A 16860-nucleotide genomic window follows, 5' to 3' on the forward strand; every position below is an offset into this window, starting at 1 on the left:
TCCGCGCAGGGCCTCGATCACGGCGGGCGTGACGTCGATGATCTCGTAGCGGGCGAGCACGCCGCCGTCCGCGGTCGCAACCTCCGCGCCCGCCTCGATCGCGCTCGCCGTCGGCCCCGCCGCGGGCAGATACGTGCAGCCGCCGATAGATCCCGCCGCGAGGGCGGCCATCAGCGCGGAGAGCGCCGTCTTACGCAGCATCACAGAGACTTCTCCTCGCCGGCCTCCGCGCCATCGCTGGCTCGGGCCGGGACATACATGGTGACCGCCAAACGCTGCGATCACTTTAACGGCCGCGTCGAACGGGCGGGCACCTCGCGGAGCCCGCTTCTGGGACAGCCTTCGCTATCCGCCGGCAATGCGACACCAGCGTGGCACGGCCAAGCTCGAACCGGTCAAGCTTAACCTTATCGCGTCCTTGCTGGTGTCTCCGCAAGTGCGCGGGCCAGGGTCGCGCGCAAATCCCGCCCCAGGGCGTCGGCGGTGATGTCCAGGCGGCGCGGCGGGACGGGCGCGCCGCCGAACCGGAACAGCGCGTAATCGGTCGCCTGACCGCCGAAGCCCGGCTTGCAGGTCGGCAGCGAAGGGGCATGGTCGCCGAACACGCAGAGGGTGACAGTCTGGCCCCGCTCCCGGGCCAGGGCTTCGAGTCCCGCCACGAGGTTCTCGATCATCCGACCGGTATTGACGACGTGGTGGAGGTACTGCGCCTCCGGCTCGTCGATCTCGGGCAGCCGCCCGGGCTTCCACGGCCCGTGATTCTCCATCGTGACGCAGAACAGGAACAGCGGCGTGCGCCGGCCCCGGACCTCGTCGAGCAGGCGCTCGCCGAGCGCCACGTCCCCGACATAGGGGCCGACCCGGGGCGCCCCCCCGAAGGCTTCGCCCATCACCAGATCGGTGAAGCCGAAGGCCTGCATGACCTTGGCTCGACGAAAAAAATCCCTGTGGAACGGGTGCAGGAACAGAGTCTCGTAGCCCCGGCCACTGGCCAGCCGGGCCAAGCTGGTCGGCTCGTCGCCGCTGCGGGACGTGTAGGGATCGTACCGGCCGAAGCCGAGACTGTCGGAGGGTCGACCGGTGAGCACGGCGTGTTCGCTGCGCATCGTGTAGGCGCCGTGGGCCGGGACCCGCAGGCGGCCGTATTGCGCGGCGCGGGTGCGGAACAACTCCATAGCCGGCAGCGGCCGGCCGCCGAGGCGTTCGGGGTCGATGAACGATTCGAGCTGGATCACCACGACCACGTCGTCGCCCGGGCCGGGCGGCAGGGTCGGCGCATCCGGAACCGGGGCGCTGCCCGCGAGCGCCCGGGCTGTGTAGCCGAGCAGGCTCGTCGGCAGCCCGACCCGGGCGACATCCGCCTCCAGGTCCGGGTCGGGGAACCAGCGCGTGACCAGCGCCGCCAGCGGCGGCCGGGACGCGGCACGAGCCAGCAACCAGAGCGCTAGGGGCAGGCCCAGCATCGCCGCAATGCGCGGGATCGGCGCCTCCGGCAGGACGCTCGGTTCGGTCCGGTACCAGATCACCGTCGCGATCAGGGTCAGGACCACCGGAACCGAGATGCGCGGGTCCCAGAGCGGCGGGATGTAGTAGAGCTGCGGGTGGCGCGGCACCTGCGGTAGCAGGACGAAATCGCTGAACAGGAGCGGCTCGCCGATCACCGAGCGCTTGGCCCGGCTGACATAGATCAGCGCCGCCGCCGAGACCACGCAGGTCAGCCCGGCGAGCCAGGGCCGCCACGAGAAGGCGAACCAGAACAGCAGGATCAGCAGGTAGCCGAGCAACCGCAGGGCGAGGTCGCGCGGGGCTAGGCTCGCTGGGCCGAGCGAATCGCCGATGAAGACCTCCAGGGCGAGGCAGATCGTGAGGGTCAGCGCGGTGGCGATGAGGAACGTGGTCAAGGTTCAGGAACTCGGACGAGGCGCGCGCGCGCCGGCGGCCGCTACCGGATGCGACCCGGCGCGGAAAAACCCGGTGAAACAGGCGCTTTGCGGCGCGTCTTGATGCGGATCCTTGGCAGCCGACGTCTCACCCGGAGCGACGGAATCCGGCTCCAACGCTCTGGGATCGCACGAAAAAAACGGGCCTGCGGATGCCACGATTGCGCCCTCGCCTAGCGCGGTCCCGCCTCGCGGCCGACGCCGCGGCGGCTGCGGAGCGCCCGCACGATCGGATTGAACAGGCCGTAGCGCGCCCGCATGACGAGATGGGCGGTGCGGCCGATCGAGAGCGCGCTGCGCGGCGCGGCCTCCCGGGCGGCGCAGAGTCGGTCGAGCAAGTGCTCGGGGCTGCACGGCTTCATCGCCACCGGATCGAGGTAGCGCGCATAGAGGATCATCGCGCCGGCGACCAACTCGTCGAGCGTGAGTCTGCGGCCGCGGTCGGCCCCCGGCGCCAGATCCTCCGACAGGCCCCAGCCCGAGTAGAACGGGCGGCCATGGGTCGCCACGCTGAGCCCGCGGATCAGCGCCTCGAAGCCCGCGAGCGAGGTCATGGTCTCGACATGGTGCACCCGGTCGAGCAGGTCGACAATGCTGATGCCGCCCACGATCCGGTCGGCGAGGGTGAGCGCCTCGGCCTCCAGGATAATGCCCGGGCGAAAACCCGCCTCGACATCAGGATGGGGCTTGTAGAGCAGGAAGGCGTCTGGGTTGCGCCGGCGCGCGGCCTCCAGCAGCGCCCGGTTCGAGCGGACCAGCGGCGAGCCGTGCTGCACCGAGGCGTCGTCCTCGACCTGCCCGGGCACCAGCACGATCCGCCGGCCGGTCGGCCAGTCGAGGGCGGCGGCGTCGAGGCCGACATTATACTTGCTAAGGCGACGCGCCACGACCTCCTCGCGCAGGCGCTTGGCCCGGCTGACCAGCTCGGGCGGGAAGGCCGACTTGGCCAGCAGCCGCTGCAGGCGGCTCTCCCGGCGGGGATCGTAGTAGATGCCCAGGTCGTCGACCACGATGGAGGCGCCGGGCTGCAGGCTCGCCCCGAGGCCGACCGAGCGCAGGAACCCGTCCTCCACCCGGGCGAGCGGCAGGCCGGCCTGGGCGCAGGCGTCTTCCAGCTTGCCCGGGGCGCGGGTCGCCCAGGCGAGGATCCGGCCGTCATGGCGCCGGCCGGCCTCGACCGCGGCTTCGGCCGTCATGGTGTGGACCGGGCGCCCGGCGGGACCGGTGCCGAGCACGTCCAGCGCCGGGCGCTTCCAGCGCGACATGCCGACATAGACGACGCGCCGGTCGTTCTCGGCGAACCGCTCGGCGAGCCAAGCCACGTGCGCGGCGCAGGCCTCGCGGCCGATCGGCTGGCGGGTCCAGGGATCGAGATAGTGGATGCCGCCTTCCCCGCCGAGCGGCTTGCCGTCGAGGCTGAGTTGCAAGGACGCAAACCCTGTCGCCGGGCTGTCGTACGGGCTGAGCAACGGACCCGGCGCGACCACCAGCCGGCGCCGCCCGGTCAACGCGAGCAGGCGCGCGGGCAGGCTCTCCGCCACCCACACGGCGCCGACCGCGCCGGTTCGGACCCGGCCGAAGGCGAAGCCCGTCGCGGCCTCGATCTCCGCCCGCAGGCGGCGGATCGTCCGGCCGGTCGCGTAGAGCGACGGGATCGGTTCAAGGGACATGATGGGGTGCCCGGCTCCGGTCAGCTGACTTGTTCGGGCCGCCTGTAGCGCATTTTCGCCCGGATGGGATGGCCGACACGGAATCGCCCGGATGGCGGGGACAATCGCAGCGATCACCCAAGCGTCACGGCTTGGAAAGGATTTGGACATATCGTCGCCGCGATTGCCCCTTCAATCCGAGCAGTGGCCGCGAACGCGTGACCGTTGCTGACGGGCCACGCCGGAGCGGAAACGCCGCCCTGCGGCGCGGCCTCGGATTGCCGGGCCGTGTTGCTGCGTGCCAACTCTGTTTACTCTTTCCGGTCCGGATCCGTCCGGCCGAGGGTCAAGGATAGAAGCGCCGCGGAATGCAAAAGACCGCCCCCGACGCCCTCCGCGACCGCCCTGCGACCTTTCTGTTCCTGCAGGGCATCGCTTCCCCGTTCTTCTCCGATCTCGGCAAGGCGCTGCGCGCCCGGGGACACGAAGTCCGCCGCATCAACCTCTGCCCCGGCGACTGGCTGTTCTGGAACGGAACGGCGGACAATTACCGCGGCCGCCGCGAGGCGTGGGGCACCTATCTCGAATCGTATCTCGACCGCGAAGCCGTCACCGACATCGTGCTGTTCGGCGATTGCCGGCCGTTCCACCGGGCCGCCCGGATGATCGCCGAGGTCCGCGGCCTGCGCGTCCACGTGTTCGAGGAAGGCTATATCCGCCCCAACTGGATCACCTGCGAGCTCGGCGGCGTGAACGGGTTCTCGTCTCTGCCGCGCACGGCCGCCGAAGTTCGCGCTCTGGCGCGGCGCCTGCCCCAACCCGGCCGGGCGATGCCATCGACCGGCGACATGGCCCGCCGCAGCGTCTGGGATGTCGGCTACAACGTCGCCAACATCGCGTTTCCCTATCTCTTTCCGCATTTCCGCAGCCACCGGCCGACCCATATCGCGGCCGAGTATGCCGGCTGGATCAAGAAGTTCACCCGGCGCGGCCACACCCGCCGCGAGGCGGCCCGCTGCGACGAGATCTACCGGGCGGTCGGCTGCGACTATTTCCTGCTGCCGCTCCAGCTCGACAGCGACTACCAGATCCGGGTCCACTCGCCGTTCCTCGGCGTGGAGGGCTTCATGGACCGGGTGATCAAGTCCTTCGCGGACGCGTCCTCGGCGCCGACCCGGCTCTTGGTGAAGCTGCACCCCCTGGACAGTGGTCTGATCAACTGGCGCAAGTTCGCCCGCGCCTCGGCCCGGCGCCACGGCGTCAGCGACCGGCTCGACTTCATCGACGGCGGCGACCTGCCGGCCCTGATCAAAGGCGCGCGCGGCGTCGTCATCGTCAACTCCACGGTGGGTATGCTGTCCCTGGAGATGGGCCGCCCGACCCATGCGGTCGGCACCGCGATCTACAACATGGCCGGCCTGACCCATCAGGGCGACCTTGACGGATTCTGGACGAACCCGACCGCGCCCGACATGGGCCTGATGGCCGATTTCCGCCGGGTGGTGCTGCACCGGACGCAGGTGAACGGTGGCTTCTTCTCCAAGGGGGCGATCGAGCGGGCCGTGGCCGGCTCGGTGCCGCGCATGGAATCCGCCCTGCCTGATTCGATGCTGGCCGCCGCGCGGGTGATCCGCGAGCGCGGCGAGAGCGACGGACAGCTCGCGCCTGTCTATTGAAGCGTAACGGCAAACCTGTCGATTCGCGCTGACAGTTTTCGGGGCCGGGTGCGCCTTTCATCGCCGGTGAGCCTTTCCCGGCCTTGATTTGTCCGGGCTTCGCGGCGTAGCACCCGCCCCATGCCCCGCATTCTGATCACTGGCGCGTCGAGCGGTATCGGCGCTGCGCTCGCACGCCATTACGCGCGTGCCGACGTGAGCCTCATCCTCGTCGGACGCAACACCGAGCGGCTGGAAGCCGTGGCCCGGGATTGCCGCGTCAGCGGCGCGACGGTGGAGCCCGTGCGCCTCGACACGCGGGACCGAGCCGCCGCGATCGACCTGATCCACAAATCCGACGCGGCCCAGCCGCTGGACCTCGTCATCGCCAACGCGGCGGTGAACGGCGGCAACCAGAAGGGCGAGGTCGAGTCCGAGGCGACGGCGTTCGAGACCGCCGACATCAACTACACGGGCTCACTCAACATCGTGCTGCCAACCCTGACCCTGATGCTCCAGCGCGGGCGCGGGCAGATCGTGCTGGTATCGTCGCTGGCGGCCTACGCGCCCCTGCAGGATGCCCCGGCCTATAGCGGCGCCAAGGCCGCCCTGGTCGCCCACGGACTGGCTCTGCGCCAGAAGGTCGGGCCGCGCGGTGTGAAGGTCAACGTCGTGGCGCCGGGCTACGTGAAGACCCCGATGGGCGGCGAGCTGAAGGGCTGGCGTCCCCTGGAGATGAGCGCCGACGAGGCCGCCCTGCACATCGCCAAGGGCGTCGCGAAGGACCGCGACGTGATCGCCTTCCCGTTCGTGCTGGCGGCCCTGGCCAGGACCGTGCTGCTCCTGCCGGAGAGCATCCGCCGGGCCGGCCTCTACGCCTTCCGGTTCCAGCGCCGGCCGCGCCGCTGATGGCCCGCGCCCGGATCGCCCTGTTCGTCTTGGAGGCGCTGCCCAATGCCCGGGTGGTGCGTCGGTTCGTGGCCGATCATCGGGCCGACATCGCCTTCGTCGGGCTCTCGAACGCGGAGCGGCCGACGAGCGGCGGCCTGACCGGGCAGGTCCGGCGCCATCTCGCCCGCTCCGGGGCCGGGATCCTCCCGTACCTCGCGGTGAATTTCGGCCTTCCGGACCTGCTGCGCCCGCTGGCGCCCCTGACCCAGGCTATGGCCGGGAGCGGTGACGCGCCCGAATCGACCCCGCTCAAGACCCTGTGCCGGCGCCTCGGCATCCCGATCCTGACGGTCGACGACGTCAACGGCCCTGAGGTCGCGCAGCGGTTGCGCGAAACCGCCCCCGACCTGATCCTGACCTATCACTTCGACCAGATCCTGAAGGCCGAGACCATCGGGCTGGCGCGTCTTGGCGGCATCAACGGCCATCCCGGGCTGCTGCCGCGCCACCGCGGTCCGGTTCCAACGATCCATGCGCTTGCCGATGGGCCGGGCAGCTTCGGCATGACCCTGCACCGGCTGGCTGCCACGATCGATACCGGGGCGATCCTCGCCCAGGAGGCCGTGCCGCTGCCCGCCGACACCACCGCCACCCGGGCGGCCGTAGCGCTGCACGCCCATGGGCGCGGTATGCTCGACCAACTGCTCGACGCGATCGCCCGCACGGACCGCCTGCCCGACGGGCGGACCACGGAGGTTCTGCCCTATTGCCCGTTCCCGGACCGCGCGCTGCTGGCCTCCCTGCGCCGGAGGGGCCTGCGACTCACCGACGGACGGGACCTGCGCGAGGCGGTGAGCCTGTCGGGCCGGGCGGCTTAGAGCCTCTCACACAACGCCCGATCACTGGATGCTCTCCCTCTGCACACGACAGCGCAGAGGGCGTTGTGTGAGAGGCTCTTAACCCGGTCTTAAGGCTGTTTCGCAAAGCTTCGCACAGTCTTTCCCCGCCGCCGTTCGAGCCCGCTCCGCATGCCGGATACCAGCGCTCTCAAGGTCGCCTCCGACGCGCTGGCCTACGGCCGCCAGATCCAGGGCGGGCGGATCCGGGCGATCTCCGAGAACATCGCGAACGCCGATTCCGCTCCGGCCAGCCCGAGCGGGACGCCCTACGCCCGGAAGATCGCGGTGTTCCAGCCGGTCGATCCCGACAGCCCGCGCGATCCGGTGGGCCGCATCGTGCGCGATTCCAGCGACTTCCGCCGGCGCTACGATCCGTCCAACGCCGCCGCCGACCGGCAGGGCTATGTCCGGCTGCCGAACGTCAACGTCGCGGTGGAATCGGCCGACCTGCAGACCGTGATCCGGAACTACGAGCTAAACCTCAGCGCCTCGGCCTCGATCGATTCGGTGACCCAGGCGACGCTCAACCTACTCGGGTGAGCCGGGCGTTGCGCCGGCCGTATCCAGCATAGATCGCCAGCCCGATCACCAGCCAGATCGCGAGACGGATCCAGGTATCCGCCGGCAGCGACGCCATCAGCACCAGACAGGACAGGATGCCGAGCCCGGCCATCAGCGGCGCCGCCGGCACGCGGAACGGCCGGGGCCGGTCGGGCTCCGTCCGGCGCAGGATCAGCACGAGGGCGCAGACCAGGCTGAAGGCCAGGAGCGTGCCGATGCTGACGAGCTCACCCAGGATGTCGATCGGCACCAGCCCGGCCAAAGCCGCAGTGAACAGGCCGATCACCACCTGGCTCGCCACCGGCGCCCGCGTCGCCGGATCGACCCGGCAGAACAGCGGCGGCAGCAGCCCGTCCCGGGCCATGGCGAAGAAGATCCGGCCCTGCCCGTAGAGCGCTGTCAGCGTCGAGGTGGTCAGCCCGATCAGGGCCCCGATCTTGATCACGATGGCGAGGCCGGGCATCGCGAGGCGGTCGATCGCCTTGGCGATCGGGTCGGCCACGTCGAGTTCACGGTAGGGGACGAGGCCGGTGAGCACCGCCGCCACCGCGACGTACAGGATCGTGCTGATCGCCAGCGAGCCGATCAGCCCGACCGGCGCGTCGCGCTGGGGCGCCCGGCACTCGCCCGCCGCGGTCGCGACGGTCTCGAAGCCGATGAAGGCGAAGAACACCACCGCGGCCCCGCGGAACACCCCGCTCCAGCCGTAGGCACCGAACGCGCCGGCATTCTCGGGAACGAACGGGTGCCAGAGGCCCGGTTGCAGATGGAGCGCGCCGACGCCCACGAAGGCCAGGATGATGGCGATCTTGGCGACCACCAGCAGACCGTTGACCAGGGAGGCGTCCCGGGTCTTGCGTGTCAGCAACGCGGTCAGCACCAGCACGATGATGACCGCCGGCAGGTTGACCAAGCCGCCATCCCCCGGCGCCCCCGACAGCGCGGCCGGCAGCGCCAGGCCGAAATCCGCCGCGAGCGACTGGGCATAGCCTGACCAGCCCACTGCTACCGTGGCCGCCGCCATGGCGAATTCGAGCACGAGGTCCCAGCCGATGATCCAGGCCGGCAGCACGCCGAGGCACGCCCGCGTGTAGGTGTAGGTCGAGCCCGCTTCCGGGATCATGGCGGCCAGTTCGGCGTAGCACAGGCCGACGAATCCGCAGGCGATGCCGCCGATCACGAAGGACAGGCTCAGCGCCGGACCCGCATATTGCGCCGCGGCGGTTCCGGTCAGCACGAAGATGCCCGCGCCGATCGTGGCACCAAGCCCGATGGCGACGAGGCCCGGAGCGGTGAGGCTCCGGGCTAGGCCGGGATTGCCGCTCGCCGGGCTCTCGGTCCCGGCGATGGCGGCGGTGTCAGATATGTTGAGGCTCACGGTCTTCGGTCACCGGGTGGATCGGATGGGAGGCTGGTCTGCAAGATGCGAGCCGGTGCTTCAGGCCGCGCGCACGCAATCCAGGAAGCGGCTGACTTCGGTGCGCAGGGTCGCAAATTCCTTCGACAGGTCCGAGACCGAGGCGAGGACGTGGCTGGCTTCGGACTCCGTCACCTGTACGTCACCCGTCACATCCGTCAGCGTGGCGGTGATGTCGCTCGTGTCCGTGGCGGCCTTCGAGACGTGTCTCTGGATCTCCTGCGTGACTGCGCGCTGTTCCTCGACCGCGGCGGTGATCGCCGTGGCGCCGCCGCTCATGTCGCGGATCCGGACGGTGATGCCGTCTACGGCGGCGACTGCCTGCCCGGTCGAGGTCTGGATGCGGTTGACCTGACCGGCGATCTCCTGCGCAGCACGCGCCGTCTGGTCGGCGAGGTCCTTGACCTCGGCGGCGACCACCGCGAAGCCCCGGCCCGCCTCGCCGGCCAGGGCCGCCTCGATGGTGGCGTTGAGGGCGAGCAGGTTGGTCTGGGCGGTGATGTCCGAGATCAGCGCCACCACGTCGCCGTTGCATTCGGCGGCCGTGCGCAACTCGGTGACGAGGGGCGTCGCCGCGGCGGCCTGCTCGGCGGCTTCGCGCGCCATCTCGGCCGACACGTCGACCTGCCGGCCGATCTCACCGATCGAGGATCCCAGTTCCTCGGCGGCCGGCGCGGCGCCCTGGACCTTGCCTGCGACGTCGCCGGCGGTGGAGGCCACTCCGATAGATCGGTCCGCCGTCGAGGCCATGCCGGCGGCACGCGTTTGGACGGCACCAGCGGCGCCGGCGACGTGGTCGAGGATGCCGCCGATCGAATCCTCGAAGGCGCGCGCGAGCTGCTCGGTCCCGGACTTGCGCGCGGTCTCGATCACAGACCGGTTCGCGGCAGCCTCGCGCTCCAGCTCCATGGCCCGGGCAAGCTGCGCCTGAACCTCGGCCTCGGAGGTTTCGAGCGCCTTGAAGGAGCTGTCCACGGTTCGGCAGACCGCGATCAGGATCGCCGTCTCGGCGAGCACCATCGCGGCGTGCAGCAGGATCCGGCCCATATCGGCCGTCTCGCCCGGGAAAAGAAGGCTCGGCATCGCGAGATCTAGGACGATATGATGGAGGGCGGTGGCCGCCGCCGCCGTCAGGAACACGCGCCAGTCGCACCACCCGGCCAGCATCGCCAGGCAGGCGAAGAAGTACATGTGCATGTCGATCTGCCAGGGACGACCGGCACAGACGACCAGCAGGAGTGCGGCCATGCCCACGAAGGCCACACCGCTCACGATGCGAGTGGCCGCGCTCATGGGGTCGCGCAGCCACAGGGTGGTCACGATGCCGGCGAGGCAAATGGCCCCAGCGATCGGGCTGAGTGCGGGAAAGCCCTCGCTTAGAACAGCCTCGTATGCGCGGATGATCAACACGTGGGCCCAGAGCAGCAGGATCAGGAAGTGGGCGAAGCGGCGCTGCAGGATGTCGAGATGACTCATTGAGGCGAGTTCCAGGCCGTAGCCGGGGTGGCGTTCGGCGAAGGCGTTGAGGCAGCGGATGGGCCGCAACCTTCTGAGAGGCGGCCGTCGAGGACGAGGCAGGCTCCCGCGGCATAGAGGCGGCCGGCGAAGCCCTTCCGGTCCGAGCGGGCCAGGACGACGTTGTCCGGGCCGGCACGGTTCAGAAGGGTCCCGCCTGCTTCCGCGACGATCCGGACGGACTCGGCAGCGCCGCCGCCCGGCGGTCCGACGACCGCCACCACGTCCGATTGGGGCAGCGCCAGGACGGCAAACGGCACCAGCACCGCGACCAGGCAGCCGAACCCTCCGAGCGCCCACTCGACTGCATGGCCGGTGCCGGCTCCGTGATTGAGACGTGCGCTGCCGATATCTTCAAGCATCACCGAAGGGTCATGCGGGTGCTCATGCAGGATCAATGTTTCGTGCCTAAAGTCTAAAATCGGTTTTGATGAAAGCACCAGGAGCAATTATCGCGATTTGATGAGCCGCTTCAAGATTCAACGTCGAGCCGTTTTATCCGCGGCATCGATCACAGTCGATGCTTCTGGCCTAATCGGAATGGCAATTTCAGCTTGAACGTCACGGATCGCGATGTGTTGGCCGAATGGGCTCGCGTAAGTCGCGCTGTCTGAGATGGGGCAGAACGCGCGCCAACAGATTCAATGTGTCGGTGAACTCCGCGAGGGCGACCGACCCTCGATCATCCTGGGATCGGTCCGGAAGACCTCGGCCACAAGTCCTGACAACCGAATGAAGGCGCGGCCCTGCGGGGTGATGACGTAGCCGTCCCCGTCCGGAACGATATTGCCCGAGGCAGTCTGCTCCGACAGGCGGCGCTCGATCTGATGGAACTCGCCGAGATAGACGGATTCGAACAGCGCCCGTGCCCGCTCGGCGCTGAAGCGCTCCTCAGGATGGGCCGCCAACTGCCCGAGCAGGAACACGCTGATCGAGCGGTCGACCGTCACTGGGAAGATCACGAAGACGCTCAGATTCAGGGCGAGCGACAACACGCAGGCGCCGAGGGCGTCGCGGCGGCGCAGGCCCCAGGCGCGGCCGAGCCCGGCCAGGGCCGCCGTCGTTACCACGGTCATCAGGAAGGCCACGACCAGCAGGATCAGGCCGCGATAGAACAGGATCGTGACGTCGGACCAGAGATCCGTCCGGAACAGCAGCACGAAGCAGGCGAAGCCGATGAGAAGCGCACCCCCATGCAGCGCACCCTGGGCGGCGAGCCAGCGCAGCGCCTGTCGCGTGCGCGAGGGGGTGGCCTCCGTCACCGCGGCGCTCCGTCGAGGTCCTCGACGGACAGGATCCGCACCAGCGGCGACGCGTAGAGCGGGCGACCGCGCCAGACCCATGAATCCGGGTTGTTCCAGGGTGCGTCCTGCGCGGTGACGATCAGCGCGCCGATGCCGGTCGCTTCGGCTCGGCGGCGTACCGCGTCGGCGTCGAGAGCATCACGAAACATCGGCTCGACCTGCGCCAGCCGCGCCGCGACGGCCGCCTCCGGGGCTCCGAACAGCCGCGCTTCCCGATCGGCGACTGCAACCGGCTGAGAGCCATAGAGGCCGAAATCGAACACCCGCGGCGCGCCGGGTGCCGCCTGCAGCACCAGATCCCGGGGCAGATGCGCGCCGGCCCAGGCATAGGCCGCCCGCAGGGCGCGATCGATGTCGGGGCGGCCGTTGAGGAAGGCGAAGCTCGGGTGGGAGGAGGTTTGATAGGCCCGCATCCCGGCGAATCCGTAGAGCGTCGTCGCGTAGCCGAGCAGGAGCAGCACGGCGATCAGACCGGGCAGACGGAGCCGCGCGCCTGCGCCCCGCGTCAGGGCCGCCACACTCCAGATCAGGGTGGCGACCTGCGCCAGCAGCACCACCCGCCAGCCCAGGTCGTTGTAGAGGATCGCCGAGCGCAGGAAGCCCCCGATGAGCAAGGACGAGGCCGCCACGATGGTCAGCAGCCGCCCCGCCTCGCTTGCGTGGGCCTCCCGCCGGGGGACGATCCGCCAGAACAGGAACGCGCCGGCGGCAAAGACCCCGAAGGCCAGGTAGTAATTGACCGGCAGCAGGATCAGGCGGAGCAGGCTCAATGCGGGACCGTCCGCCGCACCTTCCAGGGGGCCGAAGCTCCGGACCGCGAACGCGATCGCCTGCTCGGCTTCGCTTCGGCTCGCCAGGAGCCCGGACAGGTAGGGCGCGGCCAGGAGGGCGGCGACGACCCCGGCTGCGACGAGCCGGCCGGCATCGCGCCAGCGCCGCTCGATGGCGAGCAGCGCCAGCCAGGTCCCCGCCGCTGCGACCGTGCCGAGGCAGACCCAGACCGACAGGCCGGCGCAGGCCGCGAACGCGATGCCCGCCACCGCGACCGTGGTTCCGCGCGCGCGCCGGGTCCCGTCCGCAGCGTCGGCGAGGGTGAGCAGCCCCAGCCAGCCGGCCAGCGCGCCCGCGACGTGGTGCGGAACCCAGATCAGGGAACTCGGCCAGTTCAGCACCTGCTCGTTCAGCCATTCCGGAATGGGGATCCATAGGCCGGTCTCGATCCGGTTGCGGATGACCAGCAGGATGTCGAGGCCGCCCGCGGGCAGCACCAGGAGTGTGGCCAGGCGCACGCGGCGCGGGGCGACGTCGCGCACCAGCCCGGTGGCGGCGAGCAGCCGGTCCAGCAGGCCGAGCAGGCCGATCCCGGTCCAGAAGGCCATCCCGGCGAACGCGGTGCGTCCGTCGACCAGCGCCCCGCCGGCCCAGTCGACGAGCGCGCACAGCGTGTAGAAGAAGTAGTAGTAGCCGGCCCGCTCAGGGCGGGCGAAGAACGGATCGACCGGCGGCAGGCCGGCCTCGACGATCGAGCGGGTCAGGCTCGCGTGCTTGACGAGGTCGATGACGGTCACCGGCTGGTACAGGCCCGTGCCGGTATCGATGTCGATCAGCGCGTAGGCGACGATCCCGAGCCAGAGCGCAGCGAGCGCCAGCCCGCGCCCCGCGGCCGGGAGGTCGATCCGGCCTCGCAACTCGCGGACCGCGGTCACCAGCGCCGCCAGCCCCAGCGCGCCGTTCGCCAGCACGGCGACCGGGATCCCCGCGGCCTGGACCAGCAGGCTGTCGAGGGCCGGCAGCAGCCCGAGTCCCAACAGGGCGGAGCAGAGGAGACGGCCGCCGGGGGCGAGGGTGCGGAACCCCAAAATACCGGTCAGGCTGCCCAGCGTGTAGCCCGGCAGCAGGACCAGGGGGACGCCGAGCAGCGTCGCCGCGAGGACGCCGCACGCGTCGGTGAGACTCGCGTTCATCGCCGGGCCACCCTTCGTGCGGCCCCTCGGCTAGCACGCGGGTGTTAACCCTTCCCTCGGCGAGCTGCCTGGCCCCGGGGCTGGTTTATCCGATGGTTTCGTGTATGGATCGCGCAGCCTCAGCCCGGCTTACCGGGCGGGGCTTGAGCCGCTTGGCGCTGTGACCGTGCTGGACGACATCCCGGCACCGGCCGAACGCCGAGTTTGCGCGCCCTCCAGCGGGGCGCCGCATCCGAACCTGCACAACCCGAAAGGCATGCGATGTCGATCACGGCAGAGCGCAAGACCGCGCTCATCAAGGAACACCGCAAGGACGCCAAGGACACCGGGTCCCCCGAGGTCCAGGTCGCGATCCTCACCGAGCGGATCACCAACCTCACCGGCCACTTCAAGACCCACGGCAAGGACAACCATTCCCGCCGGGGCCTGCTGAAGATGGTCTCGCAGCGCCGCTCGCTGCTCGACTACGTCAAGCGCAAGGACGAGGCCCGCTACCGCGCCCTCATCGAGCGTCTCGGCATCCGCCGCTAAAACTACCACGCGCGGTTCCGAGCCCGGCTCGGGGCCGCGTTTCACGATCTCGGGCTGCCGGAATGGGTCCGGCCGCGCGAAAAACGGGCCGCTTCGAGGCGCCAGCGTCGGGGCAGGATCGCCAGACATTTCGTTGAAGAAATGTCTCGCCGTCTTGCCCCCGACGGCGCCGGGCTAGGCCCGCCGAAGGCAAGGACAAGACAAGCATGTTCGACGTTCAACGTGAAGAGCTGATGTGGGGCGACCGCAAGCTCGTCCTCGAGACCGGCAAGGTCGCCCGCCAGGCTGACGGCGCGGTGCTGGCCACCTACGGCGAGACCTCCGTGCTCGCCACCGTGGTCGCCACCAAGGAGCCGAAGCCCGGGATCGACTTCCTCCCGCTTACCGTGAACTACCAGGAGCGCGCCTACGCCGCCGGCCGCATCCCCGGCGGCTACTTCAAGCGCGAGGGCCGTCCCTCCGAGAAGGAGACCCTGGTCTCCCGCCTGATCGACCGCCCGATCCGCCCGCTGTTCATCGAGGGCTGGCGCAACGACACCCAGGTCGTCATCACCGTCCTGACCCACGACCTCGAGAACGATCCCGACATCGTGTCGATGGTCGCGGCCTCCGCCGCCCTCACCCTGTCGGGCGTGCCGTTCATGGGCCCGATCGGCGCCGCCCGCGTCGGCTACATCAACGGCGGCTACCGCCTGAACCCGCTGGTCACTGAGACCAAGGAGGAATCCTCCCTCGACCTCGTCGTCGCCGGCACCCAGGACGCCGTGCTGATGGTCGAGTCGGAGGCCAAGGAGCTGTCCGAGGACGTGATGCTCGGCGCCGTGATGTTCGGCCACAAGCATTTCCAGCCGGTCATCGAGGCGATCATCCGCCTGGCCGAGAAGGCCGCGAAGGAGCCGCGCGACTTTAAGGCTCCCGAGAACGCCGACGTCGAGAAGGCCGTCCTTGAGGTTTGCGAGACCGAGCTGCGCGCTGCCTACACCAAGACGGTCAAGCAGGAGCGCTACGCCGCCGTCGACGCCGTGAAGGCCAAGGTGATGGCCGCCCTATGCTCTGAGGGTGCGGAAAAGTTCCCGGCCGAGAAGGTCAAGGCCGCCTTCAAGGAAGCGCAGTCGAAGGTCGTACGCTGGAACGTGCTCGATACCGGCTCGCGCATCGACGGCCGCGACCTGAAGACGGTCCGTCCGATCGTCTCTGAGGTCGGCGTGCTGCCCCGCGCCCACGGGTCGTCGCTGTTCACCCGCGGCGAGACCCAGGCCCTCGTGGTCGCCACGCTCGGCACCGGCGAGGACGAGCAGTTCATCGACTCGCTCGACGGCACCTACAAGGAGCGCTTCCTGCTCCACTACAACTTCCCTCCCTATTCGGTCGGCGAGACCGGCCGCATGGGTTCCCCGGGCCGCCGCGAGATCGGCCACGGCAAGCTGGCGTGGCGCGCGATCCGGCCGGTTCTGCCGCCGGCGCACGAGTTCCCGTACACGATCCGCGTCGTATCCGAGATCACCGAGTCCAACGGCTCGTCCTCGATGGCCTCGGTCTGCGGCGGATCGCTGTCGCTGATGGATGCCGGCGTGCCCCTGCGCCGTCCGGTGGCCGGCATCGCTATGGGCCTGATCCTCGAGGGTGAGCGCTTCGCGGTGCTGTCCGACATCCTCGGCGACGAGGATCACCTCGGCGACATGGACTTCAAGGTGGCCGGCACGGACGAGGGCGTGACCTCGCTCCAGATGGACATCAAGATCGCCGGCATTACCGAAGAGATCATGCGGGTCGCCCTCGACCAGGCGAAGGACGGGCGCGCCCACATCCTCCAGGAGATGGCCAAGGCTCTCACCGACGCCCGTCCGGAGCTCGGCGAGTACGCGCCGCGCATCGAGACGATGCAGATCCCGACCGACAAGATCCGGGACGTGATCGGCACCGGCGGCAAGGTGATCCGCGAGATCGTCGAGAAGACCGGCGCCAAGATCAACATCGAGGATACCGGCATCGTGAAGATCGCCTCGGCCGACGGCAAGGCGATCAAGGCGGCCTATAATTGGATCCGCTCGATCGTCGCCGAGCCCGAGAACGGCATGATCTACGACGGCACGATCGTGAAGTGCATGGAGTTCGGTGCCTTCGTGAACTTCTTCGGCGCCAAGGACGGCCTCGTCCACATCTCGGAACTCGCCGTCCAGCGGGTTGCCAAGGTGACTGACGTCGTCAAGGAAGGCGACAAGGTCAAGGTGAAGTTCCTCGGCCAGGACGACCGCGGCAAGATCCGCCTGTCCATGCGGGTCGTCGACCAGCAGACCGGCGAGGACATCACCGAGAAGGTCAAGGCCGAGCGCGAGTCCAGCCGCGGCGACCGAGACGGCGAGCCTCGGCGCGAGGACAATGGCGGCCGCCACCGGGGCGAGCGCCGCCGCGAATCCGCCGGCGAGTGATTTTTATGACTGTCCCGCGCCGGTTCGGGCCGGCGCGGTCGTGAGATGAGAGGCGCGGTCCCCCGGGGCCGCGCCTTTTTCATAGGCCGGATCACCCCGTCGAGC

Annotated in this window: 13 protein-coding genes and 1 pseudogene; 6 read left to right on the top strand and 8 right to left on the bottom strand. The window is 69.7% G+C overall.

Annotated elements, in window-relative coordinates:
- From MKL11_RS16870 to MKL11_RS16880, 3 genes and pseudogenes are all read right to left on the bottom strand, one after another.
- Positions 1-201: pseudogene (locus MKL11_RS16870) on the bottom strand (sugar transporter); the annotation flags it as partial.
- Positions 202-407: 206 nt separating this feature from the next.
- Positions 408-1901 carry an LTA synthase family protein gene (locus MKL11_RS16875; protein ID WP_243945277.1) on the bottom strand — a complete coding sequence of 498 codons (1494 nt, stop codon included), beginning with the start codon at positions 1899-1901 and terminating at the stop codon, positions 408-410.
- 212 nt (positions 1902-2113) lie between these two features.
- Entirely contained in the window at positions 2114-3610 is a 1497-nt protein-coding gene (locus MKL11_RS16880; protein ID WP_243945279.1) for a capsular biosynthesis protein, read from the bottom strand.
- Between the two features lie 347 nt (positions 3611-3957).
- Between MKL11_RS16880 and MKL11_RS16885 the strand changes: the two genes are divergently transcribed.
- From MKL11_RS16885 to MKL11_RS16900, 4 genes are all read left to right on the top strand, one after another.
- Entirely contained in the window at positions 3958-5265 is a 1308-nt protein-coding gene (locus tag MKL11_RS16885) for a capsule biosynthesis protein (protein ID WP_243945281.1), read from the top strand.
- A gap of 120 nt (positions 5266-5385) precedes the next feature.
- Positions 5386-6153: an SDR family NAD(P)-dependent oxidoreductase gene (locus MKL11_RS16890; RefSeq protein WP_243945294.1), complete on the top strand. Its 768-nt coding sequence runs from the start codon at positions 5386-5388 to the stop codon at positions 6151-6153.
- Positions 6153-7013 carry a formyltransferase family protein gene (locus MKL11_RS16895; protein ID WP_243945295.1) on the top strand — a complete coding sequence of 287 codons (861 nt, stop codon included), beginning with the start codon at positions 6153-6155 and terminating at the stop codon, positions 7011-7013. Before MKL11_RS16890 ends, MKL11_RS16895 begins: the two co-directional genes overlap by 1 nt.
- 150 nt (positions 7014-7163) lie before the next feature.
- Positions 7164-7574 carry a flagellar basal body rod protein FlgC gene (locus tag MKL11_RS16900; RefSeq protein ID WP_243945297.1) on the top strand — a complete coding sequence of 137 codons (411 nt, stop codon included), beginning with the start codon at positions 7164-7166 and terminating at the stop codon, positions 7572-7574.
- Here the strand turns inward: MKL11_RS16900 and MKL11_RS16905 are convergent.
- The 5 genes from MKL11_RS16905 to MKL11_RS16925 all read right to left on the bottom strand — a co-directional run bounded on the left by MKL11_RS16905 (position 7558) and on the right by MKL11_RS16925 (position 13795).
- Positions 7558-8973, bottom strand: coding sequence for an amino acid permease (locus MKL11_RS16905; protein WP_409565872.1), 1416 nt, complete (start codon positions 8971-8973; stop codon positions 7558-7560). The two genes, MKL11_RS16900 and MKL11_RS16905, sit on opposite strands and share 17 nt — an antisense overlap.
- A gap of 60 nt (positions 8974-9033) precedes the next feature.
- Complete coding sequence (locus MKL11_RS16910) at positions 9034-10488, bottom strand: methyl-accepting chemotaxis protein (protein ID WP_243945299.1); 1455 nt, start codon at positions 10486-10488, stop codon at positions 9034-9036.
- A complete protein-coding gene (locus MKL11_RS16915) occupies positions 10485-10889 on the bottom strand; it encodes a hypothetical protein (protein WP_243945302.1) in 405 nt (134 codons plus the stop codon). Before MKL11_RS16915 ends, MKL11_RS16910 begins: the two co-directional genes overlap by 4 nt.
- A 279-nt stretch (positions 10890-11168) precedes the next feature.
- On the bottom strand, positions 11169-11789 hold the full coding sequence (locus MKL11_RS16920; protein ID WP_243945303.1) for a hypothetical protein: 621 nt from the start codon (positions 11787-11789) through the stop codon (positions 11169-11171).
- A complete protein-coding gene (locus MKL11_RS16925; protein WP_243945306.1) occupies positions 11786-13795 on the bottom strand; it encodes a hypothetical protein in 2010 nt (669 codons plus the stop codon). The genes MKL11_RS16920 and MKL11_RS16925 overlap by 4 nt, the downstream gene beginning before the upstream one ends.
- Positions 13796-14056: 261 nt before the next feature.
- Between MKL11_RS16925 and rpsO the strand changes: the two genes are divergently transcribed.
- Together rpsO and pnp are read left to right on the top strand one after the other, a co-directional pair.
- On the top strand, positions 14057-14326 hold the full coding sequence (gene rpsO / locus MKL11_RS16930; protein WP_007560136.1) for a 30S ribosomal protein S15: 270 nt from the start codon (positions 14057-14059) through the stop codon (positions 14324-14326).
- 206 nt (positions 14327-14532) lie between these two features.
- Entirely contained in the window at positions 14533-16755 is a 2223-nt protein-coding gene (gene pnp, locus MKL11_RS16935) for a polyribonucleotide nucleotidyltransferase (protein WP_243945308.1), read from the top strand.
- The last annotated feature ends 105 nt before the right edge of the window (positions 16756-16860 follow it).

Origin of the sequence: Methylobacterium sp. J-077, assembly GCF_022829365.1 — a bacterium.
Lineage (GTDB): Bacteria > Pseudomonadota > Alphaproteobacteria > Rhizobiales > Beijerinckiaceae > Methylobacterium.